The organism is Flavobacterium selenitireducens (assembly GCF_014748335.1).
In the GTDB taxonomy this organism is placed as follows: Bacteria; Bacteroidota; Bacteroidia; order Flavobacteriales; family Flavobacteriaceae; genus Flavobacterium; species Flavobacterium selenitireducens.
On record NZ_JAAVIY010000001.1, the window covers coordinates 773,249 to 799,953 of the forward strand.

Below are 26,705 nucleotides of genomic sequence, written 5' to 3' on the forward strand. Positions count from 1 at the left end.
GTAGTTAAATTGCGTGCAAATATACGCTTTTTAACATTAAGTGACGCATCGCATATTTGACAAAGTTTAGTTAAAGCAAGTCCGGAACCTGAATTTCGTCCTAACTTTATTTGGACTAACCAGCACACTATGTTTCTTACATTGATTTGCCTGTTGCTTCTGGTCGTTTTGGCCGTTTACACCTTTATGCAACGTCCCGAATTCGGAGGGAAGCCTTCAGCCGCCGAAATTGCCTCTTATCGAAAATCCCAGGGTTATCTGGGAGGACAATTCCAGAATCTGTCGCCGACGCCGAGTCTCGCGAAAGACGCCAATATCGCTTCGGTAATGTACCGGTTCTTTTTTAAGAAAAGCGTCCGAAACAAGCCGAAAGAGGCGTTGCCGTCCGAAAAAACCGACCTTAGGAATCTACGTCCTGACGAAAACGCATTGGTTTGGTTCGGTCATTCCTCCTACTTTTTGCAGATGGATGGCAAGAAGTTCCTCGTCGATCCTGTTTTCAGTGGCTCGGCGTCGCCAATTCCGGCAACAACGAAGGCTTTTACCGGAAGCGATGTGTATTCAGCCGACGACATGCCCGAAATCGACGTGCTTTTCCTGACGCATGACCATTGGGACCATCTCGACTACCAAACCGTGCTGAAACTGAAGCCGAAAGTAAAACAGGTCATTACCGGGCTCGGAACCGGAGTCCACCTGCGATCGTGGGGCTACGATCCGGCAATAATCCTCGAAATGGATTGGTGGGACCATGTGTACCTGAATTCCGGGTTTAAGATACAGGCGACGCCGGCCCGCCATTTTTCGGGTCGCGGATTCAAGCGCAACGGCTCGCTCTGGACCTCGTTCGTGCTAGAGACGCCGTCGCGAAAAATCTTCCTTGGAGGCGACAGCGGCTATGATTTTCACTTTGCGGAAATTGGCGGGAAGCTCGGACCGTTCGACCTTGCAATTCTGGAGTGCGGACAATACAATGCGGACTGGCGCTACATCCACATGGTTCCCGGCCAATGGCTGCAGGCGGCACGCGATCTCGATGCAAAAGCCGTATTGCCCGTCCACTGGGGAAAATTCGCGCTCGCACTTCACGCGTGGGATGAACCGATAACACAAATTTCAAGCGAATTCGAAGCAGGGGAAATTCCACTCTGGACACCGATGATTGGTGAGAAAGTCGACTTTGACAACCGCTTGCCGTTCGCCCAATGGTGGAAGGGCGTTTGAGCACTCGCGGACGGTGTCGTTACTTATCAATTTGTGGTTTTTGGTTGGTGCCCAGCCCCGATGGAAGCGGTCAGCCTTTTGAACCAAAACCGCAAATTTTGCAGGCGTTGACAGCGACCTCAGGAAGCTGGAGAACGACGTTGCAAAATAAGGTTTTTGGAGAAAGCTGGTAGCGGACAGCGGGAAATGCCTGGCATTATCCCCATCAGGAAATTGCCTTGGATTTTTAGTGGAATTCCCCGAACAATTTGGTCGCTTCGTTGTATGCGCTCTCGAAACTCATTGGGCTTGTGTTGGTTGGGGCTTTTTGCTGGGTAAAGTAGCTCAGCAGTTTTTCGGTGGGCATATTGCCCGTGAGTTCGTCCTTTGCCATCGGACATCCGCCAAAGCCCTGTATGGCCCCGTCGAATCTTGTGCAGCCGGCTTTGAAAGCGGCGTCGGTTTTTTCGAACCACTTGTCTGGAGTCGTGTGCAGATGGGCGCCGAATTCGATATTCGGATAGTTGGGGATCAGGTTGGAAAACAGGTACGTGATCACCTCTGGCGTGGAACTTCCTATCGTATCAGAAAGCGAAAGGATCTCAACTCCCATCGACGCCAGTTTCTCGGTCCACTCGCCTACGATTTCCACATCCCACGGGTCGCCGTAAGGATTCCCGAATCCCATGGACAGATAGGCCACGACTTCTTTGTCGTTTTGGGCCGCGATGTTCAAGATCTCCTGCAACGTGACGAGCGATTCCGCTATGGTCTTGTGGGTATTGCGCATCTGGAAGTTTTCGGAAATGGAAAACGGATAACCTAAGTACCGGATTTCATCATGCTGTGCCGCCATTGCCGCGCCTTGGGTATTGGCGACTATCGCGAGCAGCTTGCTGGTGGTCTTGGAAAGGTCGAGACCGGACAGGACTTTAGCCGTGTCGTGCATTTGCGGTATGGCCTTGGGCGATACGAAACTCCCGAAATCGAGGGTATCGAAGCCGACACGCAACAGCGATTGGATGTAGTCGATCTTGCGCTGTGTCGGGATAAAGGTCTTGATGCCCTGCATGGCGTCGCGCGGACACTCGATGATTTTGACGGATTTCATAGGATGCCAAAGATAACAAGTTTTACGAAAACGTTTTCTGGGAATAAGTGCGTGCGTCGGATTTTTAACGCTATAACGCAATTACAGAATATATAAAAATATGCACTTATTTGGTTATAAAAAGAAATATTACTGAATTTGGGTATTATGAATGTTTTCGTATCTTTAAACTATGACAAGCATCATCACGGCCGATATCGTCAACTCTCGAAAAGATCCTTCCGGCGAATGGCTTCCTGTATTAAAGCGCCATCTCACAGGAATCGCAAGCGAACCTGACGAATGGGAATTCTACAGAGGGGACGCGTTCCAAATTGAAATCAAGACACCAGAAAATGCGCTAAAAACGGCAATTTCCATAAAAGCGCTTTTGAAAACGCGCAAACTCGACGCCAGGATGAGTATCGGAATTGGCGAAAAAACGGTAGATGCGCAAAAAATATCGGAGAGCAACGGAAGTGCCTTTGTGCGCTCGGGCGAACTTTTCGAGACGTTAAAGCCGCAAAAACTGGTGCTTGCAATCAAAACGGGAGACGACGAAACAGATGAACAACTCAACCTGATGCTGAGATTGATTTCCGTGCTGATGTCGAACTGGTTGCCTCAATCTGCCGAATTCGTGCTTGCCGCGTTGCAGTTTCCCGAACTTTCCCAGGAGGAATTGGGACGCAAGCTCAACATTAGCCAAGCCGCCGTCAGCCGACGCCAAAAACGCGCCCAATTCGATCTCATCATGGAAATCGAGGCCTTCTATCACAAAACCATAAAGCGACTTGACGTATGATCTTATTCGTAAAGCTACTACTGGCGCATCTTTTGGGCGACTTCCTTTTGCAACCGACGCGTTGGGTCGTCCATAAGCAACAGCACAAACACAAAAGCGTTTATTTGTACCTCCATGTCTTGTTGCACGGCGTTTTGGCTTTTGCACTCGTGGGAAACACCGAGTTTCTGGGGCCGGTCATCGTCCTGGCATTGCTCCACGGCATAATCGACTACGCAAAACTGAGATTCCAGACCGCCACTACCCAAAGACGGTGGTTCATCGCCGACCAGATGCTGCACTTTCTAGTGATCGTGGGCATCTGCGCTTATTGGGAAAACGGCGAAATGTACTTCAATTACCCGACCGATGCGTTCTGGATTGTTTTCACAGGAGCCGTACTGCTTACCAAACCGGCCTCCATCACGATAAAGAACCTGATCTCTACCTGGACGCCCGACACGACTCCCGATGACCAATCGCTGCAAAATGCGGGCAATTACATCGGCATGCTCGAACGGCTTTTCGTGTTCGCTTTCCTGATTACGGGCCATTTCGATGCTGTCGGACTGCTTTTAGGCGCCAAATCCATCTTCCGGTTTGGCGATCTTACGGGAGCAAAAGACAGAAAACTTACCGAATACGTACTCATAGGCACGTTATTGAGTTTTGGGATCGCAATGCTCACGGGCGCCGCGGCCAATTGGTTACTTTCCGGCCTTTTTCTCTAAGATCGCGCGGTTGATTTCCTTGACAAGCGCAGGGCCTTCGTAAATAAATCCCGTGTAGAGTTGCACGAGGCTGGCTCCGGCTTCAAGTTTTTCGAGTGCGTCCGCGGCGGAATGTATGCCGCCGACGCCAATTATCGGAAAGGCTTTGTTGCTCTTTTCGGATAAAAATCGGATGACTTCGGTGGATCGCATTGCCAGCGGTTTGCCGGAAAGGCCGCCTGTTTCGGCTTTGTTTTCGGATATGAGGCCGTCGCGGGCAATCGTGGTATTGGTCGCAATAACGCCGGCTATTCCGGTAATGCTGACGATGTCGATGATATCGAGCAATTGTTCGTTCGTGAGATCAGGGGCAATCTTGAGGAGAATAGGTTTCGGATGGGCCTTGGCGCAATTGCGCTTTTGCAGCGAACCGAGCAACGCCGTCAGTGGCTCTTTGTCCTGGAGCGCGCGAAGGTTGGGCGTATTAGGCGAACTGACATTGACCACGAAATAGTCGACGTGGTCGAAAAGCGCGTCGAAGCAGATTTCGTAATCGACGCCGGCGTCTTCATTGGGCGTCATCTTATTCTTACCGATATTTCCTCCTATAAGTACGCCTTTATTTTTTTTGAGACGCTCGACGGCGGCCGCAACGCCTCCATTATTGAAACCCATGCGGTTGATGATGGCGGAATCCTGCTTGAGGCGAAACAACCGTTTCTTTGGATTTCCGTCCTGTGGTTTTGGTGTCAGGGTTCCGATCTCGATAAAGCCGAAGCCGAAATTGGAGAACTCATTGAATAGTTTTGCGTCCTTGTCGAATCCTGCGGCCAACCCGACGGGATTCTTGAATTTTATCCCAAAGACCTCGGTTTCCAAACGTTTGTCTTCGAGATTGTATAACGCCTTGAAAATGCTGGTACATCCCGGAATTTTCGAGAGGTTTTTCACCATCGAGAACGTGAAATGGTGGGCTTCTTCGGCGTCGAGCCTGAACAGCAGCGGTCGTAGTATGCTTTTGTACATTGGTGTTGGTTGTTTGCGGCAAAAATACTACTTATTTGGGGCTTTACGAAATGTCGGCTGTCGTGGTTCCGGACATGATCTAGCCCGGATGCAGCGGATAGCCCGGAGTTTTTGGGCGCAGCTTTTTTGGCGGGGACGCGGCGACCGAAGCAAGCCGACGCCCTCGTCTTAAAAAGCGCGCCTTAAAACGAGGACTTGAAGCGAAAGCCGGATGAGCTTCTAAAATAATTGCATACATTAGCTGAATACACGCCAAATAGTTTGAATATGCAACCGCTTCCTACCGTATATCTCGACAAGGTACGCCATCGTAGCTACGATGTCCTTTCAATTCACTTCCAACAAAATGCTATCCTAAGGGAAGCCGTCGCCATCAAGCTTGACGCTGTTTGGAGCGAGACGCGAAAATTTTGGTATCTGCCGTATAGTCTTGAAAATTCCGCCTTTGCCACGACCGTATTGAGCCAATTTGCCATTGTCGACCGCTTTAGGCTCGAACCGAAAGAGGCGCGAGACCGCCAGAATTTGCTCGATGTGAAACTTACCGAATTCGAGTACGAGGAGCTTTTGCGATTCCAGAAATGGCTTCAGACGCATCGCTATACCGGATCGACGGTGAGTACTTATACCAAACTTGCCGAATTTTTTCTGAAATACCTCCAAAAAAGAGGGATAACCGTAATTTCGCCTCGAACCGTGGAGCAGTTCAATTACGAGTTCATCGTTTCGCCCCAAAAGTCGATTTCCTATCAGAATCAAGCCATCAACGCGATAAAACAGTATCTGGTTTATAAACAGATCACTTTTGATGTCAATGATATCGAAAGGCCGCGTAAAGAGAAAAAGCTTCCTACCGTGCTTAGCATGGACGAAGTCAAGCGCTTGCTCGGGGCTTCGGCAAACCTAAAACATCGAGCACTTTTAAGCTTGATATACTCCGGTGGTTTCAGGATAAGCGAAGTTTTAAACCTAAAACTCGCCGATATAGACAGCGATAGGATGTTGATTCATGTACGCAATGCGAAGGGCCGAAAAGATCGGTATACGCTTTTGTCCAAGAAAGCGTTGCTACTGCTTCGGGAATATTATGTTGTTTACCAGCCTAAGGTTTTTCTTTTTGAAGGGCATGGCGGCGCCCGGTATTCGGCTCGCGCGGCTCAGTCTGTCCTGCACACTGCCGCTTCCCGCGCCGGGATTTCAAAGTCGATTTCACTGCATACGTTACGCCACAGTTTCGCTACCCATTTGCTTGAGCATGGCACCGATATCCGTTACATCCAGGATCTCCTCGGGCATAGCAGCCCGAAGACGACCATGATTTATACTCACGTGTCTGACTCTTCGGTTCAGAATATCCGAAATCCGTTGGATATGATTTGATTATTGGCTATCATTGCGTGGTATTATTTCGGAGAAAACTGCCGTTATATCGCTTGGTTGGGATGTTTGGTGTGAGTTTTTTGCTGGGATAAACAAGTTACCTGCAATGTTACCTGACCCAAAATGAAAGATCAAGAGGAAAAATTTGAAAAAATCTTAGTGAGATACTTTAGCGACGTGCTTGGAGAGGAAGTAGTTGAAACGTTATGGGCAAAAATAATTGATCAAAAAAGTGGGCTTTATAAAATAGACAATATTCCGTTTTATGGTCCAGAATTTTCTAGTGGTGACGTAGTCCATGCTGAATTTGATGCAAGTGAAGATCGCCTAACTTTTAAAAAAGTTATAGAAAGAAGCGGAAATTCAACAATTCAAATTATAATTACGGGTCAAAATATTGAGGCTAGTAAAATACGCGAGGAATTTGGTCTGATGGGCTGTGAAAATGAAGGGATTCAAGATAACTATTTCGTAATGGAGGTTCCATTTGAAGTAGAATACAAAGAAATTTTTGGAAAACTATCAGAGTTAGAAAGCGCGGGAATCATATCATTTGCAGAGCCAGTAATTTCGGAAAAACACAACTCAGAAAAATAAACACTGCAGGTAACCGCCGCTAACCGCCATCGCTAGTTTTCGGTTAATTGAGCTTTCAGTTTCCACAAGCCGCAAAACCAAGATTTTTTCTGCTTTGTCAAGCTTGAAAAAATCATTGGTTTTGCTACCTTTCCGTTCGGCAGAGAAATTTCTCTCCGAAAGGCCGCGACGGCGTTTAGCGGCCTCACGTTACTTGCAAGCCGGCGCTGCGCGCGAGCGCCCGATTTGACACTATTTTTTCCAAAAACGACGGTTTTTCAAATCGGGCGCCGTGGCAATTTTAGAACCAACCTCGTAACAGAGAGTACCAGGTAAATTGCCACGCCAATCTTTGTGTTTTCGGCCTGCAAGTAACCGCCGCTAACCGCCATCGCTGGTTCAGAGTAATTAGAACCTAAAATTTCCAAAAGTCGCGAAAACAAGATTTTTTCTGCTTTGGCAAACTTGAAAAAATCGTTGATTTCGCTACCTTTATTCCAAAGCAGAGAAAATTCTCTCCGGAAGGCCGCGACGGCGTTTAGCGGCCTCACGTTACAAGACATTTTCTAGGACATAAATTTTAACAAAATTTAGTTTAATATTGCATCGGCTGGAGAAATGAGCAGAAAAAACCTAAAGCCGTAAGTGACTTTTTATACCAAAGAAGCACAAAATAAAGTAAGCACAAAATAAATCATTAATGAATTCAAAAAAATTTAAAGTTTCAATTTTAGCATTTGTATCAATTTTTACGATGTCATGTTCTAGCGATGATAGTTCTAGTTCTACAGAAACTATTACTGAGGAAACATCTCAAACAAACACTTGGGTCAAATTAACTGCAACAACTTCCGCAGGAGTTAACAAACCTAATTACATAATAATGATGTTCGATCAACCGGTAACATCTACAAATGATTTGCCGCCTATAAAAAAACAAATCACAACTGACGCAAATGGTCTAGCATATTTCGATCTAAACTCGATGATTACCAGTACAACACCAACCAAATATTATTTCGAAGCATTTGTCCAAAATGGGACGGGATATATTTGGAAGAGTGTTTCTCACTACAACGTTAATTTATCAAAAGGTACTATGGCAACCAGTTCTATAATTGTAAATTAATAAAAACGTCTTGTAACCGCCTGTAACCGCAATCGCGGAGTTTTCGGTAAAATGACGTTTCATTTTCACGAAGAAATTATATTTTAGCAGAGAGAACTCTTTTCGCTTTGATCCGCGACTGACGGTTACAGGCCTCACGTTAGCGGTGATTTATGAGTGTAGAATCGATCAATAGTGTAAAATGAAATCATTCCATATCATTATTTTGCTTATTCTAAGCCTAATTTCCAGCAACAGTTTTGCGCAAAATCAAAAAGAGAGAAAAGGTTATGCAGTGAGTGTTAATCTGAAATTTGATGAAGCAGAGATGACGAAAGAAGAATTTCAAAATGCTACATTTGGAGTTCATTCATTTTATCCTGAAATGGTTGGAAGAGTTGGCTTAAAAGCATTTACTGTAAAATATCCTGGGCAAAAAGAAATTAAAATAACCGGGAATAAATTATCAGATGAAGCGATTCTAGGTCTTAAAAAATTAAAAGCGGGTGATGTGATTACAGTTTTTGATGCGTTATCTGAACCAGTTGGAGATTATAGAGTTGAGATACGTGGACCAATGCTTATAACTCTTCAGTAAAATATAATTTAAACCACCGCTAACCGCCGCTAACCGCCATTGCCGCAAAACGTTAGCGAAAACGAATCTTTTCTAGAAGCCACAAAACTTAGATTTTTTCTGCTCTGCCAAGCTAGAAAAAATCATAAGTTTTGTTACCTTTCCGTTCAGCAGAGAGAACGCGCTCCGGAAGGCGGCAACGCGCGTTTAGCGGCCTCACGTTGTATGCTATTTCATTAAAACCGTCACTGATTAACGAACAAACAAATATGAACATTTCGAAAGTCGCGCTAGTAATCCTATTGACGTCCTATCAAATTGCAATCGGGCAAGTGAGACAGACAAGTCAAAATCTTTTTCAGGCTAAAGAGTTTAGTAAAGACATTGCGCTTTATCATTCGAAATCCTTTCTATACGAAAGAGTAATTGGGGAGTCCGAAAGTGTCGTAAAATTTGAAGCGATTCCTTTAGCAGCTGCAAGTTCAGGAGAACTGACAACAATTCTTTATCGATGTCCAGATTTAAATTTGGAAGGAATGATTTTGGGATTTTACGGAAGTTATCAAAGTGAAAACGGTGTAGATTACAGAGGATTTAAATTCAAAAATTTCGAGAAGTTTAAGGCACTTGAATTTTTAGATAAGATTGAACACGCTATTCAAGGGAACAAGAAATTCTTAAACTCGGATTATGACAACAACAATATTGCTTTTAAATTTGATGATCTATATGTTGTAATTTGGTTCTCAAACTTAAGCTATACGATTCGAGTTTTTTGGGAAGATTTTGATTCTACTTGGGAAAAAACAGCATTTGAAAGGTCCAAACGCAGGTTTGAACGAAAGACAAAATAGAGAAACAGCATACAACCGCCGCTAACTTCCATTGCTGTTTTTCGTTAGCGAGAACCACTTTTTTCCATAACTTCGTCTGCGTTCGGCAGAGAATATTCTCTCCGATTGCCGCAACGAGAAGTTAGCGGCCTCACGTTAGCAGCAATACTCGAAATCTCGTATATTACGACCACTAAATTTAAAAAATGAGCGATTCTCCAATCGATATCAATTCAGGTGTTCAAGCTAATGTTGGAATGGACTTTCAAAGAAATTGTAGTTTATACATTTTCTTAGAAAAATATCCCCGAATTAGAAATGATAAATACTTCATCATACTTGAGCATTACGACGACATTGTTTTTGGCTTCCTTAACTCAAATGACGAGCTTGATAAAATAGAAACCTTTCAAGCAAAAAAATCCTCAAAAGTGTGGACCAACTCTGACATATTTGAAATTGTTGACAAGATAATCGGTAATGGTATAGTGTTATTAAAAGATAGCCACGCTCAATCATCAATTTATATAAAAGAACAATTTTTTGTCACGAACAACACTATAATTCTATCATTTAAAAATGACAAAAACAAAAAAGTCAAGGTCTATATAAATGAAACGAACGAAACAGTTCACTTTCATCAATTCCATGAAAAACTGCAAGAATCTCTACAAGCAGGAAATTCTACTTATAAATTTGATGATAACCAAAAATTACATTTTAGCACGCTTAATTTCTCCTATTTAGACTTTGGAAGAAATACTAAAACGCAACTTGAATTGTTAGTCGGCAAATTTCGCGAAGTTTTCGGCAACTCTATTTTAGATCATCAAGCTGCAAGAGATACGTTTCTAAACGAATTAGACAAACTTGATTCAACTTACAATCAAGGGAATAAGGCAAGCTTGTCGGACAAGTCAAAAAGGTTGGAATCTAGTAAAATTAACGAAATACTCGATGTCATTACAACCCATAAACTAGCTCTGGAATTTTGTAGAAGTAAAGGAGAAAAAATACGTGAAAAGCTTAAAGTTTCAATATTTGAATCTAGGAATTTTGAACTTAATTTTGAAAACAGTTTAGATAGATTTAAAGATTTAACTCAGGGAGAACATCAAAAAATTCTCGAATTTGTTAACACAAATTCGGACATATTAAGGATTCACTTCAATGACGAAGATTGTATTGAGGACCTTTACAATAATTTCCTGAAACAAAAAAACACCACATTAACCGAAACACAATTAAAGGCTGCAATCTCTGCAGCGTATTTCTTAATTAAATCTCAGCCATGAAAACAACATTAAATCTTAACAGCGTATTTGTCTACAGTGAAACTTCTAAAACAAAATTTTTTACAGAATTTGGAGAAAAGCTAAATGTAATCTATGGTCCCAATACAGCCGGAAAAAGTACATTAATCCAGTTAATCCTTTATGCGTTTGGTATTAATGATAACAAGCTTAAGCTTATTAAAATTCTTTCCGAGAATATCTTTGTAAGACTAAATGTTATGCTCACTCAGGATGGCGTGGAAAATAATTACATATTTATTCGTAAAGACGAAACTATCTATGTTAGAAACCCGGATAAGAAAGTGTCTGTTTTTAATGGAATTGGCGCGAACAATTCTGTTGAGCATATCAAGTTAAAAGAATTCTTCTCTAATTTATTTGATTTTAAAATGCAGTTAGAGTCAAAAGAAGGTATTAGTTCCGCACCTATGGAAACACTTTTTTTACCGTATTACGTATCTCAAGATGTCGGTTGGGTTTACTTGCGAAAATCTTTCAGCAATCTTGATTTCTATAAAAATTTCAGGGAAGATTTTTTGGATTATTATCTTGGAGTATTTAATACTAGTGATAAAGAATTGAGAAAAAAACTTGAAGGAGAATTATTTGCGATGAAGCAACAACTAAGTTTCTATCTTAATTTCGAAAAGACAAACGAAGCAATTGAAAACTCCAAGATTAATAACGAAGTTCTCAAAGGGAAAGGCGATGAATTTATTCTTAATATTTCGCAAACTAAAAATGCATTGCTTGAACAGGAAAATAAATTCATTAAACTTTCTAATGATTTGACTTTTAACAATCAGAGATTTGCCGTAATATCCAAAGTTAATCGCAATCATAATCAACAATTTCCAGGTAAACATCCTTGCCCAACATGCAAGCAAATATTGCCAAACAGTATAAAAGAAGTTTATGAATTTTATCAAGAAGAAAATGATACAATAAAATTAAAGGCTGAACTGCAAGATCGGAATAAAGAAATTCAGTCCAAGATTAATTCGGTAAACAAAAAGATTGTTGAACTTAGAAATGAGTTAGCAGCTAACAACAAGAAATTTCTAAAATATTCCGATAACGACACCACTTTAGACGACTTTATAGATTCTCGTGCACATATAGTTTTAGACAATTCTATAACCGAAAACATCGGAGAGTTAACTAAAAAAATCAACGACTTGTCCGAACAACTTAAAGAACTAAAAACCGATGAAGGGATATATTTTGAGCGTTCTAAAAAAAATCAAATATTTAAAAAATTCTATCAAATTAATTGCTCATTACTAGACGTGCCTTACGTAGATGATGATAGATTTAATCATATTTACGAATTTTCAAGCTTTCCATTTCAAGGTGTTCTACTACACTTAGCGGTGTTAAGCTATCATTTTGCATTTAACAGAATAATTTCAGAAACACCTTCAATTCACCGACTGCCGTTTATATTAGACAGTGTCTTTAAAGAGGATGTTGATTTTCCCAATAAAGAAAGAATTCTAAGCTTTATTTATAAAAATAAACCTTCGGATTCACAAACAATAATTTCAATAGCAGACTCTAAAGCAAAAGATCCAAAAATAGAACATTATGAAAAAACAATTTTTGGTTCGGATACAAAGCTTATTTTAGTTGGAAATTATGTCGATAAAGAATCTCTTTTAACCGAATGCGATATGGAAACATATGGCAAAATCTTGGACGATTCATACGAAATAATGGAAACAATATAAGAAAGTACTGCTGCTAACCGCCGCTAACCGCCATTGCTGGGTTTCAGGCAAAATGAAGTGCTTTCTCCAATCCCATAAAACTAAGAATTTTTCTGCTTTTCAAGCTAAAAAAATTCGTTAGTTTTATTACCATTGCGTTCGGCTGAGAGTACAATCTCCGAATGCCAGCAACGCTCGGTTAGCGGCCTAACGTTACTGGAAATGGCGGCGAGCGCGAAACCTGAAAAAACGTCACTCCAAAAAAAATTCGAACTTCTCTCAATTCTTTTGTACCATTCCAGGAAGGAAATATATTGGTCGGCTGATCGCGATCAAAAACGAGGGACATCATTATATTTAGATCTAAGCGAACAGCAAAGATTAGTCTTTGATCAGCATGGTGTTTTTAGTAAGCAGTCATTGGTCGGCTGTAGGCATTTTCGATAATTAGCAATCAAACTTCAAAAGTTTTGGTTGGTACAAGGTTCCAAAACAAACTATTTTCGTCGATAGATATTGAACCGTTCGTTGACTCAACCTGGCTGGCCTGCTAAAAAAAAATTAACAAAGAAAACAATCGTCACTTAATTTGCCAATAGGACGTGCCGCCACTTCCAGTAACCGCCGCTAACCGCCATCGCTGGTTCAGAGTGACTAGAACCTAAAATTTCCAAAAGTCGCGAAAACAAGATTTTTTCTGCTTTGGCAAGCTTGAAAAAATCGTTGATTTCGCTACCTTTATTCCAAAGCAGAGAAAATTCTCTCCGGAAGGTCGCGACGGCGTTTAGCGGCCTCACGTTAGCAGCCATTTTCGAAAAACCGCAATCTCCATGGAATTCATATTTAAAGATGAGGATTTAAAAATTCTAAATTTTATTAAAGCAAATACGCCGAATAATATATGGAACAATTTCATTGAGTACATTTTTGACTACGACAAATTTTACTTTTCATTAGAAATTTACTGTGCTGCAAAATTTAAACTTGATAATATTTCAGAACAGTACGCGATGGCCACAAGAATTAAATTTGTAGAGGAAACATTTCAATCTGAAGCTGCCGAAATGTTATGTTCAAATGAAAGTATACTAAATATAGAAATGGTCAGGTCATTACTAGTATTTGAACCACATTCAGAAATTAAAGGCACGAAAAACCCTAGCTATTCTAATGGAAGTTTCCAAATCAATCCAGAATTAGTATCGACTTCAAAAACGAGCAATAAATGCTTAGTCGACATAGGACTTTTATTAGAATTAAAAAACAAAAACCTTAACTGTTTTATTTTAGAAAACGACGAGGATTTCTCAGTAAACGAATTTCATATGTCAAAAAATTTCAAACAGGATAAATGCGATTTATATCAGTTCATAAAAATTTAAAACGGCTGCTAACCGCCGCTAACCGCCATCGCGGGTTTGCGGTGAATTGAACCTGCCGTTTTCCTAAAGTCGCAAAAACAAGATTTTTTCTGCTTTGGCAAGCTTGAAAAAATCATTAATTTTGCTAACTTTCGCCGTGGCAGATAATAATCTGCTTTAAAAGCCGCGACGATCGGTTAGCGGCCTCACGTTACTTGCAAGCCGGCGCTGCGCGCGAGCGCCCGATTTGACACTATTTTTTTCAAAAAACGACCGTTTTTCAAATCGGGCGCCGTGGCAATTTTAGAACCAACCTTGTAACAGAGAGTACAAGGTAAATTGCCACGCCAATCGTTGTGTTTTCGGCCTGCAAGTAACCGCCGCTAACCGCCATCGCTGATTTAGAGTAATTAGAACCAGAAATTTCCAAAAGTCGCGAAAACAAGATTTTTTCTGCTTTGGCAAGCTTGAAAAAATCGTTGGTTTCGCTACCTTATTCCAAAGCAGAGAAAGTTCTCTCCGGAAGGCCGCGACGGCGTTTAGCGGCCTCCCGTTACTTGCAAGCCGGCGCTGCGCGCGAGCGCCCGATTTGACACTATTTTTTTCAAAAACGACCGTTTTTCAAATCGGGCGCCGTGGCAATTTTAGAACCAACCTTGTAACAGAGAGTACAAGGTAAATTGCCACGCCAATCTTTGTGTCTTCGGCCTGCAAGTAACCGCCGCTAACCGCCATCGCTGGTTTAGAGTAATTAGAACTTCAAATTTCCAGAAGTCGCGAAAACAAGATTTTTTCTGCTTTGGCAAGCTTGAAAAAATCGTTGATTTCGCTACCTTTATTCCAAAGCAGAGAAAATTCTCTCCGGAAGGCCGCGACGGCGTTTAGCGGCCTCACGTTACTTGCAAGCCGGCGCTGCGCGCGAGCGCCCGATTTGACACTATTTTTTTCAAAAAACGCCCATTTTTCAAATCGGGCGCCGTGGCAATTTTAGAACCAACCTCGTAACAGAGAGTACCAGGTAAATTGCCACGCCAATCTTTGTGTCTTCGGCCTGCAAGTAACCGCCGCTAACCGCCATCGCTGGTTTAGAGTAATTAGAACTTCAAATTTCCAGAAGTCGCGAAAACAAGATTTTTTTCTGCTTTGGCAAGCTTGAAAAAATCGTTGATTTCGCTACCTTTATTCCAAAGCAGAGAAAATTCTCTCCGGAAGGCCGCGACGGCGTTTAGCGGCCTCACGTTATGTGCCATAGCCGATCGAGAACACCGGTAGAAACTCGTAATGAATCCTTGTCAAGTTCCGATGTAAAAATCACTTGCGAACGAGGGTTAAAAAATAAGACTAATTAATATCATGTCGGGATGAAAATGAAATACACTTTAATGCTCTTGCTAATTGTTGTAAGTTCAATCGCTCAGGAAAAGAGAAATGAGCTGAAAGTTGAATTGATTGTAGACAAAGAAAACAATTATTTTACCACAGTTGCCGAATCTCCATATTTTGTTAAGGAAAAGGTTCTACAAATCTACCCTGGTGAAGATTTAAATATAGAGGTTGAGATAAATGAGGGAAATATATCAACGATGAAAGTAGTTGACGCAGTAAAATTTCCAGAGCGAACGATTAGTGTCCGTTTTTTTCAGGAATCTAAAGATCGCCAAAACGCCCAGATGATGCTTGTAGTTAAGAATCCCTTTTCAAAAAAATTATTTTACGATGCAATCATATACCTGCCTGTTATGGAGAAATGGACGCGAACCAGTATAATTCCAATTCTACCAAAATTAGTTGGCTATGAAATGTGGCCCGATGTCATTGCAACGATAGCTTTAGAAAATTGGAGATTTATAAATTAAAAATTGCTACGGCCCATAACCGCCGCTAACCGCCATCGCTGGTTCAGGGAAATTAGAGGCTGAGATTTCCAAAAGCCGCGAAAACAAGATTTTTTTCCGCTTTGTCAAGCTAGAAAAAATCGTTGATTTCGCTACCTTTATTCCAAAGCAGAGAAAATCCTCTCCGGAAGGTCGCGACGGCGTTTAGCGGCCTCACGTTAGCGGTAACGCCTGAAAAAATCACGATAAATCATCCATATGAAAAATTCATTCGTTGCCTTTTTTGACATACTCGGTTTTAAGAACATGGTCGAAAAAAATTCGCATGAAAAGCTAACTGAAATTTACAATAATGGGCTATATGAAAGTCTAGACTTTGCCGAGAAAGCTACAAATGCTGTTTTTAAATTGATTACTCCACAAAACGAATTAGATTCTTTGAAGATCAAAATTTACGTAGTCTCTGACAGTATATTCTTTATTCAAGATGAATTGACACAAAGAGGACTTCTTTATATAATTTCATATTGTAGATTACTAATTGGCGCAGCTATCGCTGACGGTATTCCCATCCGCGGCGCACTTTCTCATGGTCCAATTTCCGTTGATAATAAAAGAGGAACTACGATTTTTGGCTTAGGGCTAACTAAAGCAGCAAGTTTAGAAGCTAAACAACAATGGGCTGGCGGTATTGTCGATCCCGAATGTTTTGAAATCGTCCCAAAAGAAAATCCTGATATAGTTGAGCATTTGGTAAACAATAAAACTAATCCAATAATCACGAGATATAAAGTTCCGCAAAAAGATGGCAGCGCAAGAGAAGAACTCGCAATGGACTGGACAATATACGAACTTATAAAAAGTGAAGAAGATATTCGTTCAGCATTTAGAAGACATAAAAAAGAGATAGTTGAAGATGTTCAAATTAAAATAGAAAATACTGTGAAGTTTTACAACGATGTAAGGTCAAGATAATTGGCACTACCGCTAACCGCCGCTAACCGCCATCGCGGGTTCAAGGTAAATTGAACCATCAGTTTTTCAATAGTCGCAAAAACAAGATTTTTTCTGCTTTGGCAAGCTTGAAAAAATCGTTGATTTTGCTACCTTTAGTTTCGGCAGAGAATAATCTCCCCGGAAGCCGCGACGATCGGTTAGCGGCCTCACGTTAGCTGCTAGCTTTTACCCACTAGACTAAACAATCGTATGGAAAAAATCAAAGAGGAAGTATTAAAAAACATTAACTCGAACTATAACAACATTAAATTTCAATTAGAAACTCCGTACGGATCATCAGATTTTGATATTATAAGGGAGGAAATTTGTAAATGTATTTTGTTTGACTTAAATCAAGCCGCAATTACTTTGACAAATCATTTCAGCGAATTCTTCATGAAAATCATGCTTGAATATCAGGAAGTACGTAATAATAAGTCTAATGAACTTAGTGTTGCTACAAAGTTAAAGGAAAGCGTTGAAAAATATGATAATGAGAATCTCGAAAAGAATATTAATGTTGCCTGTTCAAAAGGAATTATTACAAAAGAGCAAAAATTAATATTAAAAAGATTAAAGGACAAGTATAGAAATCCATATTCTCATTCTATCAAATATAAAATTTTCGGAGACCAAATATTAAAAGGGTTTACAATAGATAATGTAATTGGATTTAATTTAACAGAAACTAAAATATCCGATTCGCCTCAATTACACGGATTGTTCCAAATGCTAAAATCCAAGAAGGAGGCAATTGAATACTTTAAGCAATTTGACGAGATTGTAAGAAACGTGTTAGACAACTTTTATTCAAAACCCGAGAATTTATAAAGCCAGCAGCTAACCGCCTATTCACGCCATTGCTGTTTTTGAGTAAAATTCAAATCCAATTTCTTAACTTCGTTTCGGGTCGCGGAGAGTACTTTCTCCGGCAGCCGCAACGGCGCGAATAGGCCTCACGTTACTTGCAAGCCGGCGCTGAGCGCGAGCGCCCGATTTGACACTATTTTTTTCAAAAAACGACCGTTTTTCAAATCGGGCGCCGTGGCAATTTTAGAACCAATCGCGTAACTGAGAGTACAAGGTAAATTGCCACGCCAATCTTTGTGTTTTCGGCCTGCAAGTAACCGCCGCTAATCGCCATCGCTGGTTCAGAGTAATTAGAACCAGAAATTTCCAAAAGTCGCGAAAACAAGATTTTTTCTGCTTTGTTAAGCTAGAAAAAATCGTTGATTTCGCTACCTTTATTCCAAAGCAGAGAAAATTCTCTCCGGAAGGCCGCGACGGCGTTTAGCGGCCTCACGTTAGGAGATAGCCGGTTGAAATCGTCATCAAATAATAAATAAGAATTTGAAAAAACTTAGGGTTTATCATTTATTTTGGCTCACAGCAACAATCATCTTGATAATTGGAATTATTCTTAACCAGTCAAGTGACAGTACTTTTGACATCAATGTTCATGATACATATTTCGTCATTTCGCATCTATACTTTGCTCTGATCGTAAGCTTAGCATATTTTCTTTTAGGAGTGGGATATTGGATTGTCCAAAAAGTTATGAAACGAAAACTTGTGCGCTGGTTAACGATAATACATTCATCAGTCTTAATAGGGAGCTTTCTGATTTATTGGATAGTTATCGGATACAGCGAGATTTCTACACCAAATACATTTTTTTTCGTTGATAACTATTATCTAATCAATCAGACGTTAATGATTTTGTTGCTATTAATAATGCTACTAGGGCAACCTGCATACATTGCAAACCTATTAATTGGAATTTTTAGAAAACGAAATTCGGCCATCTCCTAACCGCCGCTAACCGCCATCGCGGGTATCGGGTGGATTTTGGTGCCGTTTCCAGTATCGCAAAACCATGCTTTTTTCCACTTTTGCAAGTTAGAAAAAATCAAAAGTTTTGCTACCTTTCGTCGTGGCAGATAATAATCTGCTCCGGAAGCCGCGACGATCGGTTAGCGGCCTCACGTTACTTGCAAGCCGGCGCTGCGCGCGAGCGCCCGATTTGACACTATTTTTTTCAAAAAACGACCGTTTTTCAAATCGGGCGCCGTGGCAATTTTAGAACCAACCTCGTAACAGAGAGTACCAGGCAAATTGCCACGCCAATCTTTGTGTTTTCGGCCTGCAAGTAACCGCCGCTAACCGCCATCGCTGGTCTAGAGTGATTAGAACCAGAATTTCTAAAAGTCGCGAAAACAAGATTTTTTCTGCTTTGGCAAGCTTGAAAAAATCGTTGATTTCGCTACCTTTATTCCAAAGCAGAGAAAATTCTCTCCGGAAGGCCGCGACGGCGTTTAGCGGCCTCACGTTATGGGCAATTTGTTAAAAACTCCGCGTTATGACTTGATCAGCAGATTAGATTAAACTGTAAATTGCCATTACTAAAAATTATTTGAAAATGAGAGAAGACTTAATTCGACAGTGCTTACTGCGTATAAAATCTGCAAATTCATCCGCAGAAATTAGCTCAATTTTAGATGACATTATCCCAATTTTGAAAGCGGCAGGAATTTCTATTCCAGACGTAATGGGATATTTTAGAATGCATCAAAGTGAGTATGAAACAAAATCACAAGATCATCAAAACACTATTTCGAATAACAACAAAGCCCAAGTTGTGATGCAATTATTAATGGCAAAATTAAACAAATAATGTGCCCATCAATAACTGATTGGATTAGCTCAATTTCAGCTGGAGTTTCTGCTTTAATGTCAATTTGTATTTTATGGGTTGCTTGGTATCAAATTAAGCAAGTAAAAGTCCAATTGAGAAGTTTAGCGGAAGGTCAAAAAAACAGTACGTTGATGACCGTCCTGGAACTAGAAAGTGAAATGAATAAGCGCAAAGAAAATCTCGATCAAAGTAATTTCGATTTTCGGCAATACGGAATTGATGTAAATTCTAATGGCAGAGAATTAGATGATAGTTCAATTGAATTATTTCGTGATCGAATTAATGTTTCAAGGGAAAATTACCTTAATGCACTTGACCGTTTATCATATTGTATAATTCACAATTACCTTTCTGATCGAGATTGGAAAACTGAGTATCGAGATATAATATTTGATGCTGTAGATAATTTTAGTGAATGTTATGGAGTTTCCTCGCGATTTAGGAATACAATAAAATTGTATGATAAGTGGAAAAGCGAATAATTCAAACTGCCCATAACCGCCGCTAACCGCCATCGCTGGTGCACGTTTATTAGAACCAGTCTTTTTCAAAAGCCGCAAAACTAAGATTTTTTCTGCTCTGGCAAGCTTGAAAAAATCATTGGTTTTGCTACCTTTCATCTCGGCAGAGGGAATTCTCTCCAGGAGGCCGCGACGGCGTTTAGCGGCCTCACGTTACAAGAAACCAGTCCAATCGCACGAAACCTTAAAGTGATGAAGAATCCCATTGTTTTTTTAATCATCATCATCATCGTGTCGCTGATGTTTGGTTGCCGTGGCGAAAAGCCAGAACTTACCGGCAAATATAAAACCTATCAGACAAACTTAGTTGACCGAGCTTTCAGGTCAATCGTTTATGATTCATGGGTTGTCGGTACGTCATTAGATTTAAAAAGTGACTCGACGTTTATTTTGATAAACTGTTCGATGAAAATGAAAGGAAAATGGACTGCTACGAAGGATTCTTTGCTATTAAAAGTTAGCGATAAGAAATTCAGAATTGACAGTTTGAATTATTCTACAAAATGGAACAATTGGCGAACAATTAATAAAAAGCCGATTTCCTTCAAAATAAAAGGCAAGTTTTTAGAAACAATTTATTCTGATAGTATCGAAAATAAAATTTTAGAAAAACTTGAAAAAACCAATTAATTCTGGCTTCTTGTAACCGCCGCTAACCGCCATCGCGGGTTCAGACAAATTAGAACCAGAAATTTCCAAAAGTCGCGAAAACAAGATTTTTTTCCGCTTTGTCAAGCTAGAAAAAATCGTTGATTTCGCTACCTTTATTCCAACGCAGAGAATTTTCTCTCCGGAAGGCCGCGACGGCGTTTAGCGGCCTCACGTTACTGGAAATGGCGGCGAGCGCGAAACCTGAAAAAACGTCACTCCAAAAAAAATCTGAACTTCTCTCTAATTTTATACCATTTAACGAAGGAAAAATATTGGTCGGCTGATCGCGATCAAAAACGAGAGACATCATTATATTTAGATCTAAGCGAGCAGCAAAGATTAGTCTTTGATCAGCATGGCGTTTTTAGCAAGCAGTCATTGGTTGGCTTTCGGCGCTTTCGATAATTATCATTCAAACTTCAAAAGTTATGGTTGGCAAGGTTCCAAAACAAACTATTTTCGTCGACAGATATTGAACAGTTCGTTGGCTCAACCTGGCTGGCCTGCTAAAAGAAAAAAGAATAACGAAGAAAACATCGTCGTCACTTGATTTGCCAATAGGACGTGCCGCCACTTCCAGTAACCGCCGCTAACCGCCATCGCTGGTCCAGGGCAACTAGCACCTAAAATTTCCAAAAGTCGCGAAAGCAAGATTTTTTCTGCTTGTCAAGCTAGAAAAAATCGTTGATTTCGCTACCTTTATTCCAAAGCAGAGAAAGTTCTCTCCGGAAGGCCGCGACGGCGTTTAGCGGCCTCACGTTACCAGAAAGCTCTAGGAAAATCGTAAAAAATGAACACTCGAGAAATTAAAATAATCGAATACAATACTGCTGAAAATTGGATTCGTGATTTCCCTTCAAAAAATTGGTGCTTAATAATTATTTCAAATTTGAAAAACACCAATTATTATGATGAAATCTTAAGAAAATCAATCGATCGAAATGTTGGGTTTATACATGCTGTTGGAAGTCAAAGCAAATTGATCCATGATTTAGCCGACGAAGAAATTTTGGTGCGAAGTGTTGAGAATTATCCATTACCAAAACATACAATTCTAACAACTGAAATTGAGAATTTTGAAAGTGGAATTTGGTTTGGTATTTATTCGACTGAAAATGATAAATCAGAAATTAAAGAAATAATAATTCTCGACGTCGACAAAAATAGAAAAGAGGAAATCGCAAAATTAATCAATGAATTTGAAAAAGGATATATTCCTAAATAATTGAGCCTTCTGGTAACCGCCGCTAACCGCCATTGCTGGGTTTCAGGTAAAATGAAGTGCTTTTGCCTAAGCCGTAAAACTAAGAATTTTTCTGCTTTTTCAAGCTAAAAAAATTCATTAGTTTTACTTCGTTCGCGTTCGGCAGAGAGTACAATCTCCGAAAGCCAGCAACGCTCGGTTAGCGGCCTAACGTTACTGGAAATGGCGGCGAGCGCGAAACCTGAAAAAACGTCACTCCAAAAAAAATCCGAAGTTCTCTCAATTCTTTTATACCATTCAAGAAAGGAAAAATATTGGTCGGCTGATCGCGATCAAAACGAGGGATATTATTATATTTAGATCTAAGCGAGCAGCAAAGATTAGTCTTTGATCAGCATGGCGTTTTTAGCAAGCAGTCATTGGTCGGCTTTAGGCATTTTCGATAATTATTAATCAAACTTCAAAAGTTTTGGTTGGTACAAGGTTTCAAAACAAACTATTTTCGTCGATAGATATTGAACCGTTCGTTGACTCAACCTGGCTGGCCTGCTAAAAGAAAAAAATTAACGAAGAAAACAAAATCGTCACTTAATTTGCCAATAGGACGTGCCACCACTTCCAGTAACCGCCGCTAACCGCCATCGCTGGTCCGGGGAAATTAGAGGCTAAAATTTCCAGAAGTCGCGAAAACAAAATTTTTTCAGCTTTGGCAAGCTAGAAAAAATCGTTGATTTCGCTACCTTTATTCCAAAGCAGAGAAAATTCTCTCCGGAAGGCCGCGACGGCGTTTAGCGGCCTCACGTTGGTAGCCATTAATAAAAAAATCTCGTATGAATTCACGTCTTTATTCATTCACAATAATAATGGTGCTGTCGTTTGGAAAACTGTTTTCACAAACAACGAATGAGGATTATTTTAAAGGTAGTGGCGCTGAAAAAATATTTTTTGCTCAGACTGAAAACGAAGCACAAGATTTGGCGAAATCAGATATTCAAAATAATAAAAGGCTTTTGTTATTAATAGGAAGCATTGCTCCGGTAAGATATTCTACTGACAGTATCACAGAAAATAAATTTAATTTTAAATATTATGATTTTGGTTGTGTAGCCCCCGAGGGAAAAATTATTGAAGCCTATAATTTCGAAATTCTGAAGTCAATAGATTTGCAATCTAAAAGATGGAGAAAAGAAATTAGAAAGGATGTGATTGGTTTGAAACTTTTTAAAAAGAAATTTTAACGGCTACCAACCGCCGCTAACCGCCATCGCGGGTCTCGGGTGAATTTTAGTGCCGTTTCCAGTATCGCAAAACTATGCTTTTTCCACTTTTGCAAGTTAGAAAAAAGCAAAAGTTTTGCTACCTTTAGTCGTCGCAGATAATAATCGGCTTCGAAAGCCGCGACGATCGGTTAGCGGCCTCACGTTACCAGAAATTGCCAAACCCATCAACAATAAATTCGAAAGAAATTAAGTTGTACATTTACGAAAAGATTGGTCATGAAAGATTACAAAGAGATAATTACAATTGAACCTGGAAAACGAGGAGGAAAACCTTCAATTCGTGGAATGAGAATCACTGTAAGTGATATTTTAGGATGGCTAGCTTCGGGAATGACGATGCAGGAAATTTTATCTGACTTTGATGACCTAAATCAAGATGATATTTTCGCCGCTCTTAGTTATGCTGCTGACAGAGAAAACAAAATCTATCAGATTGCGGTATGAAGTTATTGTTCGACCAAAATATATCACATCGCATTTTAAAATTACTGCCCGAAATATTTGATCATTCTTCGACTGTCAAACAAGAAAAATTGATAGACAGTTCGGATAGAAAAATTTGGGATTTCGCGAAAGAAAATATTTTGTAATAGTTACCCAGGATTCAGATTTCAATGATCTGAACTCGTTATATGGTTTTCCCCCAAAAGTAATTTGGATCAGAACCGGAAATTTAAAAACTGATCAGATTTCAAATATACTCTTCCAATATTCCGGCGAAATTGAAAATTTTTTAGCAGATGATAGTTTTGGATGTTTTGAGATTATTGCTTTAAGGAAATAGCAACTTCTGGTAACCGCCGCTAACCGCCATCGCTGGTTTTTGGGTAATAGAACCACCTTTTCCAAAGCCGCGAAAACAAGATTTTTTCTGCTTTGGCAAGCTTGAAAAAATCGTTGATTTCGCTACCTTTATTCCAAAGCAGAGAAAACTCTCTCCGAAAGGCCGCGACGGCGTTTAGCGGCCTCACGTTATGAGCCATTTATGACAAAAATCCTTATAAAACAACATTCTATTTCCGTCGGGAGTCAATATAAAATCTTTATAAATAAAAGAGAAGAATTTTATGCCGAAACGGATGCTTTCTCAAGCTCAATTATTAATGTTTATAAGCCAAATGAACTTCAGCCATATTTTAGAACATTCAAATCTTTCTATATTGATTATCCAAAATATAAAATTGAAATGCCGGATGGAGAAAGATATCAGTTGGTGTCAAAAAATGTTTGGAAAACAAAATTTCAATTAAAAAAAGGCGACGATATATATGAGTTGTATCGTCATAAAGAAAGGAAAGTTTCCGTTTTTAAGAATGATGTTCAAATTGCTTATTGGGAAAAAGAAGCTATCAATTACCTCTTAGCTGACTCTTATGAGATAATTGCAAATAAAAGTTCTGAAAAAGAACTATTAATTGCCTTCTGTCTAATTTTGGATAACCTTAATTCTAAAGGAGGTTTTATTTTTAATGTTGACTTCGGTCTAATTATAAAAGAGAAAAGAAAGTTTAATAAAAGCTGGAAACCAATTTAAACGGCTCATAACCGCCGCTAACCGCCATCGCAGCTTTAGAGTAATGAGAACTATGAATTTCCAAAAGTCGCGAAAACAAGATTTTTTCTGCTTTGTCAAGCTAGAAAAAATCGTTGATTTCGCTACCTTTATTCCAAAGCAGAGAAAATCCTCTCCGGAAGGCCGCGACGGCGTTTAGCGGCCTCACGTTAGCGGTAATCGCCTGACCGTGTGAACAAATAACCATAAAAGATTCCAAATTATAATAAAATGAAAATATTAAACGAAAAATACAATTCTGACTTCACAATTGAAGTTGAAACAAATCTTGTTGGAATGATTAATGGAAATGTTGTTGTCCGCAATTCTGTCATATTTGTTATAAACGGAATGTTGAATGGCAATCTTTCAATCGACAAAGGATCACGAGCAATTGTTTATGGAATGGTAAATGGAAATATATCCAATTTCGGAACCTGCGAAATATACGGTGTCGTTGATGGCAACTTGTCCGGAGAAACAGATCAAATTTTTATTGATCAAAATGGCAAAGTTAATAGGTAAAGCGACTACCGCTAACCGCCGCTAACCGCCATGGCAGCGGGATGAGCAGTTACAAACATACATTTTCCAAGCCGTAAAAGCAAGATTTTTTCCAACAAAAAAAGTTAGAAAAAATCATTGCTTTTACTACTTTTAGTCTCGACGGAGAGATCCGTCTCCGGAACGCTGCCACGATCGGTTAGCGGCCTCACGTTATAAGCCATTTTTTAAACGAAATCCGAGAAAGTCTCCCTCCATTTTTTATACTTTCGAAAAAAAGAATGAATGAAACAGTTTTACTCAATCGCGGAAGAAGGAAAAGTTGCTCACGAATTTGACATCCCATTTTTTGGAGACGTAATTAGTCATAATGTTGTTCAAAACCATGGAGCAGGAATATTAGACTTTGCAAAAGTTGAACGACCTGCGAGCGACGCCGAATATGATATGAAGTTCCGATCAACTATGTATTTGATTAAACCAATTTATAAAGTTCCTCTATTTTTGGAATATCATCTATCGAAATATGCGGGAGATAAATCTGGATTCTTATATCAAATTCGTTACGTAATTTTACCAAAAACAAAGCTCGGAAAAAAAGCTCACGCTGAAATAATAGAAAGGTGGTTAGATATGAAAGAAGGAAAAGAAAATATAGGAACTTATTCAATAAAAACTGGCGACGTAAATGCTCCGATTCAAATTCAACAAAATTCCAATCATTCCAAACAACGCCAGACTATTTCTTTTAAATCCGAAGATATTAAGAATCTTTTTGAAATTCTAAAAAAAGACTTGGAGAAACTTGACGCAAATTTACGCGAGGATTTTGATCTTGAAATGCGCTATGCGATCAAACAACTTGAAAAAGCCAACGACATCAGCCCACAATTGTTAAATATTGGAACGATGATTAAGAATGTTGGGCTACCTATTTTCACTAGCTTAACATCGTCAGGAATTTTTGAATTAGCCAAGCCTTTATTGGGCATAAGTTAAAACGGCTTATAACCGCCGCTAACCGCCATCGCTGGTTTACGGTTCATTGAACCAATTATTTCCATAACTTCGCTTTTGTTCGGCAGAGAAAATTCTCTCCGAAAGGCCGCGACGGCGTTTAGCGGCCTCACGTTACTGGAAAGCTTTGGACACCAGACATCAGAAATGACACTGTTAAAATTCCTTACTATGAGATTTAGTATAATTATCTTGATATTTGGTGCGCTAAGCTGTAGCACTTCTAAAAGTGCTAACAAAATCGAAATAGAGAGTTCTATACTTTCATCAAAGGCTGTTGGTAAACGTCATAAAACTCAGAATTCTTACAATCCATATATTTACGAAAATGGATATGCGAGTATTAGCGTAGTTGAAGAAATTATTACCTTGGATACATTGCACCTTAAAGTAAACAAAGTTAAGTTCAATGCCGTTCTGGGTGCAAATTATACGCAAGCTGCAATGTTTCAAAAATTCGGCAAATGGAATAGAGAAATATTCATGGAATCGCCCCAAAGAGGTAGCTTACCGGCAATGACAAAAGTTATATTGATCTGGGACAGCGTAAAGTTGTTGCCGAATAACGAAACTCTATTCAATATCTTTTGCGAAGGCGATGAAAACATGAAAGAGATTTATGCGTCTGCGATGGTCTTTGATTCAAAGTATAATGATCAGCTCAAAATGAATGTCGCCGAAAGAGAACTAATTATAAACACATTAGGCGAAAGCATTCAAAATCTCAAATCAACAAATTCATTTAACCAAATGATTCGGCAGTTGATTATGAATTACAAAAAGCAACCTAAAATCTAA

The 26,705-nt window shown here is 39.8% G+C and carries 26 protein-coding genes and 1 pseudogene; 25 read left to right on the forward strand and 2 right to left on the reverse strand.

The genetic code is table 11. The features are described from left to right. Nucleotides 1-129 precede the first annotated feature (129 nt). The gene (locus HC229_RS03400; RefSeq protein WP_191019022.1) at nt 130-1,224 is read left to right on the forward strand and encodes an MBL fold metallo-hydrolase; all 1,095 of its coding nucleotides are present in this window, start codon (nt 130-132) and stop codon (nt 1,222-1,224) included. A 226-nt stretch (nt 1,225-1,450) separates the two neighbouring features. Here HC229_RS03400 and HC229_RS03405 read toward each other — a convergent pair whose 3' ends face one another. Continuing rightward, nucleotides 1,451-2,314, reverse strand: coding sequence for a hydroxymethylglutaryl-CoA lyase (locus HC229_RS03405; protein WP_191019023.1), 864 nt, complete (start codon nt 2,312-2,314; stop codon nt 1,451-1,453). Nucleotides 2,315-2,486: 172 nt separating this feature from the next. On the opposite strand from HC229_RS03405, the gene HC229_RS03410 reads away from it, so the two are divergent. Both HC229_RS03410 and HC229_RS03415 read left to right on the forward strand, forming a co-directional pair. Continuing rightward, a complete protein-coding gene (locus HC229_RS03410) occupies nt 2,487-3,098 on the forward strand; it encodes a sigma factor-like helix-turn-helix DNA-binding protein (protein WP_191019024.1) in 612 nt (203 codons plus the stop codon). Next, a complete protein-coding gene (locus HC229_RS03415) occupies nt 3,095-3,808 on the forward strand; it encodes a DUF3307 domain-containing protein (RefSeq protein WP_191019025.1) in 714 nt (237 codons plus the stop codon). The genes HC229_RS03410 and HC229_RS03415 overlap by 4 nt, the downstream gene beginning before the upstream one ends. Here the strand turns inward: HC229_RS03415 and HC229_RS03420 are convergent. Beyond that, a complete protein-coding gene (locus tag HC229_RS03420; RefSeq protein WP_191019026.1) occupies nt 3,785-4,813 on the reverse strand; it encodes a quinone-dependent dihydroorotate dehydrogenase in 1,029 nt (342 codons plus the stop codon). The genes HC229_RS03415 and HC229_RS03420 overlap by 24 nt on opposite strands. 267 nt (nt 4,814-5,080) lie before the next feature. On the opposite strand from HC229_RS03420, the gene HC229_RS03425 reads away from it, so the two are divergent. From HC229_RS03425 to HC229_RS03530, 22 genes and pseudogenes are all read left to right on the forward strand, one after another. Continuing rightward, nucleotides 5,081-6,193 carry a tyrosine-type recombinase/integrase gene (locus HC229_RS03425; protein WP_191019027.1) on the forward strand — a complete coding sequence of 371 codons (1,113 nt, stop codon included), beginning with the start codon at nt 5,081-5,083 and terminating at the stop codon, nt 6,191-6,193. A 123-nt stretch (nt 6,194-6,316) separates the two neighbouring features. Next, a complete protein-coding gene (locus tag HC229_RS03430) occupies nt 6,317-6,790 on the forward strand; it encodes a DUF4265 domain-containing protein (RefSeq protein WP_191019028.1) in 474 nt (157 codons plus the stop codon). A 679-nt stretch (nt 6,791-7,469) separates the two neighbouring features. Next, nucleotides 7,470-7,898 carry a hypothetical protein gene (locus HC229_RS03435; protein ID WP_191019029.1) on the forward strand — a complete coding sequence of 143 codons (429 nt, stop codon included), beginning with the start codon at nt 7,470-7,472 and terminating at the stop codon, nt 7,896-7,898. A gap of 181 nt (nt 7,899-8,079) precedes the next feature. Beyond that, nucleotides 8,080-8,475: a hypothetical protein gene (locus HC229_RS03440; protein WP_191019030.1), complete on the forward strand. Its 396-nt coding sequence runs from the start codon at nt 8,080-8,082 to the stop codon at nt 8,473-8,475. 311 nt (nt 8,476-8,786) lie between these two features. Continuing rightward, on the forward strand, nt 8,787-9,308 hold the full coding sequence (locus HC229_RS03445; protein ID WP_191019031.1) for a hypothetical protein: 522 nt from the start codon (nt 8,787-8,789) through the stop codon (nt 9,306-9,308). A 185-nt stretch (nt 9,309-9,493) separates the two neighbouring features. Continuing rightward, nucleotides 9,494-10,582, forward strand: coding sequence for a hypothetical protein (locus HC229_RS03450; RefSeq protein ID WP_191019032.1), 1,089 nt, complete (start codon nt 9,494-9,496; stop codon nt 10,580-10,582). Then, on the forward strand, nt 10,579-12,312 hold the full coding sequence (locus tag HC229_RS03455; protein ID WP_191019033.1) for a hypothetical protein: 1,734 nt from the start codon (nt 10,579-10,581) through the stop codon (nt 12,310-12,312). Before HC229_RS03450 ends, HC229_RS03455 begins: the two co-directional genes overlap by 4 nt. A gap of 809 nt (nt 12,313-13,121) precedes the next feature. Then, nucleotides 13,122-13,673 (forward strand): hypothetical protein, encoded by a 552-nt coding sequence (locus HC229_RS03460; RefSeq protein ID WP_191019034.1) that lies wholly within the window; start codon nt 13,122-13,124, stop codon nt 13,671-13,673. A gap of 1,340 nt (nt 13,674-15,013) precedes the next feature. Then, a complete protein-coding gene (locus tag HC229_RS03465) occupies nt 15,014-15,508 on the forward strand; it encodes a hypothetical protein (RefSeq protein WP_191019035.1) in 495 nt (164 codons plus the stop codon). Nucleotides 15,509-15,745: 237 nt separating this feature from the next. Continuing rightward, nucleotides 15,746-16,462, forward strand: coding sequence for a hypothetical protein (locus tag HC229_RS03470; RefSeq protein WP_191019036.1), 717 nt, complete (start codon nt 15,746-15,748; stop codon nt 16,460-16,462). Between the two features lie 231 nt (nt 16,463-16,693). Beyond that, on the forward strand, nt 16,694-17,314 hold the full coding sequence (locus HC229_RS03475; RefSeq protein WP_191019037.1) for a hypothetical protein: 621 nt from the start codon (nt 16,694-16,696) through the stop codon (nt 17,312-17,314). A 1,588-nt stretch (nt 17,315-18,902) separates the two neighbouring features. After that, the gene (locus HC229_RS03480) at nt 18,903-19,157 is read left to right on the forward strand and encodes a hypothetical protein (protein ID WP_191019038.1); all 255 of its coding nucleotides are present in this window, start codon (nt 18,903-18,905) and stop codon (nt 19,155-19,157) included. Then, on the forward strand, nt 19,157-19,660 hold the full coding sequence (locus tag HC229_RS03485) for a hypothetical protein (RefSeq protein WP_191019039.1): 504 nt from the start codon (nt 19,157-19,159) through the stop codon (nt 19,658-19,660). Before HC229_RS03480 ends, HC229_RS03485 begins: the two co-directional genes overlap by 1 nt. A gap of 231 nt (nt 19,661-19,891) precedes the next feature. Next, complete coding sequence (locus tag HC229_RS03490; protein ID WP_191019040.1) at nt 19,892-20,329, forward strand: hypothetical protein; 438 nt, start codon at nt 19,892-19,894, stop codon at nt 20,327-20,329. Between the two features lie 811 nt (nt 20,330-21,140). Continuing rightward, nucleotides 21,141-21,575, forward strand: a complete 435-nt coding sequence (locus tag HC229_RS03495) for a hypothetical protein (protein ID WP_191019041.1) — start codon at nt 21,141-21,143, stop codon at nt 21,573-21,575. An 809-nt stretch (nt 21,576-22,384) separates the two neighbouring features. Next, on the forward strand, nt 22,385-22,792 hold the full coding sequence (locus HC229_RS03500; protein WP_191019042.1) for an FEKKY domain-containing protein: 408 nt from the start codon (nt 22,385-22,387) through the stop codon (nt 22,790-22,792). Nucleotides 22,793-23,050: 258 nt separating this feature from the next. Beyond that, nucleotides 23,051-23,278, forward strand: coding sequence for a DUF433 domain-containing protein (locus HC229_RS03505; protein WP_191019043.1), 228 nt, complete (start codon nt 23,051-23,053; stop codon nt 23,276-23,278). Continuing rightward, nucleotides 23,275-23,618 (forward strand): annotated as a pseudogene (locus HC229_RS03510) (DUF5615 family PIN-like protein). Before HC229_RS03505 ends, HC229_RS03510 begins: the two are co-directional and overlap by 4 nt. 201 nt (nt 23,619-23,819) lie before the next feature. Beyond that, entirely contained in the window at nt 23,820-24,368 is a 549-nt protein-coding gene (locus HC229_RS03515; RefSeq protein ID WP_191019044.1) for a hypothetical protein, read from the forward strand. 249 nt (nt 24,369-24,617) lie between these two features. Next, nucleotides 24,618-24,911: a bactofilin family protein gene (locus tag HC229_RS03520; RefSeq protein WP_191019045.1), complete on the forward strand. Its 294-nt coding sequence runs from the start codon at nt 24,618-24,620 to the stop codon at nt 24,909-24,911. A gap of 264 nt (nt 24,912-25,175) precedes the next feature. Continuing rightward, entirely contained in the window at nt 25,176-25,889 is a 714-nt protein-coding gene (locus HC229_RS03525; RefSeq protein ID WP_191019046.1) for a hypothetical protein, read from the forward strand. A gap of 189 nt (nt 25,890-26,078) precedes the next feature. Then, nucleotides 26,079-26,705, forward strand: coding sequence for a hypothetical protein (locus HC229_RS03530; protein ID WP_191019047.1), 627 nt, complete (start codon nt 26,079-26,081; stop codon nt 26,703-26,705).

Bases quoted from the DNA above. Each gene is read 5' to 3' on its own strand.
- HC229_RS03400 (WP_191019022.1), top strand. From the start codon at position 130: ATGTTTCTTACATTGATTTGCCTGTTGCTTCTGGTCGTTTTGGCCGTT.
- HC229_RS03415 (WP_191019025.1), top strand. From the start codon at position 3,095: ATGATCTTATTCGTAAAGCTACTACTGGCGCATCTTTTGGGCGACTTC.
- HC229_RS03460 (WP_191019034.1), top strand. From the start codon at position 13,122: ATGGAATTCATATTTAAAGATGAGGATTTAAAAATTCTAAATTTTATT.
- HC229_RS03525 (WP_191019046.1), top strand. From the start codon at position 25,176: ATGAAACAGTTTTACTCAATCGCGGAAGAAGGAAAAGTTGCTCACGAA.
- HC229_RS03495 (WP_191019041.1), top strand. From the start codon at position 21,141: ATGAACACTCGAGAAATTAAAATAATCGAATACAATACTGCTGAAAAT.
- HC229_RS03520 (WP_191019045.1), top strand. From the start codon at position 24,618: ATGAAAATATTAAACGAAAAATACAATTCTGACTTCACAATTGAAGTT.
- HC229_RS03465 (WP_191019035.1), top strand. From the start codon at position 15,014: ATGAAAATGAAATACACTTTAATGCTCTTGCTAATTGTTGTAAGTTCA.
- HC229_RS03405 (WP_191019023.1), bottom strand. From the start codon at position 2,314: ATGAAATCCGTCAAAATCATCGAGTGTCCGCGCGACGCCATGCAGGGC.
- HC229_RS03475 (WP_191019037.1), top strand. From the start codon at position 16,694: ATGGAAAAAATCAAAGAGGAAGTATTAAAAAACATTAACTCGAACTAT.
- HC229_RS03425 (WP_191019027.1), top strand. From the start codon at position 5,081: ATGCAACCGCTTCCTACCGTATATCTCGACAAGGTACGCCATCGTAGC.
- HC229_RS03420 (WP_191019026.1), bottom strand. From the start codon at position 4,813: ATGTACAAAAGCATACTACGACCGCTGCTGTTCAGGCTCGACGCCGAA.
- HC229_RS03435 (WP_191019029.1), top strand. From the start codon at position 7,470: ATGAATTCAAAAAAATTTAAAGTTTCAATTTTAGCATTTGTATCAATT.
- HC229_RS03455 (WP_191019033.1), top strand. From the start codon at position 10,579: ATGAAAACAACATTAAATCTTAACAGCGTATTTGTCTACAGTGAAACT.
- HC229_RS03485 (WP_191019039.1), top strand. From the start codon at position 19,157: ATGTGCCCATCAATAACTGATTGGATTAGCTCAATTTCAGCTGGAGTT.
- HC229_RS03500 (WP_191019042.1), top strand. From the start codon at position 22,385: ATGAATTCACGTCTTTATTCATTCACAATAATAATGGTGCTGTCGTTT.
- HC229_RS03430 (WP_191019028.1), top strand. From the start codon at position 6,317: ATGAAAGATCAAGAGGAAAAATTTGAAAAAATCTTAGTGAGATACTTT.
- HC229_RS03515 (WP_191019044.1), top strand. From the start codon at position 23,820: ATGACAAAAATCCTTATAAAACAACATTCTATTTCCGTCGGGAGTCAA.
- HC229_RS03480 (WP_191019038.1), top strand. From the start codon at position 18,903: ATGAGAGAAGACTTAATTCGACAGTGCTTACTGCGTATAAAATCTGCA.
- HC229_RS03440 (WP_191019030.1), top strand. From the start codon at position 8,080: ATGAAATCATTCCATATCATTATTTTGCTTATTCTAAGCCTAATTTCC.
- HC229_RS03505 (WP_191019043.1), top strand. From the start codon at position 23,051: ATGAAAGATTACAAAGAGATAATTACAATTGAACCTGGAAAACGAGGA.
- HC229_RS03490 (WP_191019040.1), top strand. From the start codon at position 19,892: ATGAAGAATCCCATTGTTTTTTTAATCATCATCATCATCGTGTCGCTG.
- HC229_RS03470 (WP_191019036.1), top strand. From the start codon at position 15,746: ATGAAAAATTCATTCGTTGCCTTTTTTGACATACTCGGTTTTAAGAAC.
- HC229_RS03530 (WP_191019047.1), top strand. From the start codon at position 26,079: ATGAGATTTAGTATAATTATCTTGATATTTGGTGCGCTAAGCTGTAGC.
- HC229_RS03450 (WP_191019032.1), top strand. From the start codon at position 9,494: ATGAGCGATTCTCCAATCGATATCAATTCAGGTGTTCAAGCTAATGTT.
- HC229_RS03410 (WP_191019024.1), top strand. From the start codon at position 2,487: ATGACAAGCATCATCACGGCCGATATCGTCAACTCTCGAAAAGATCCT.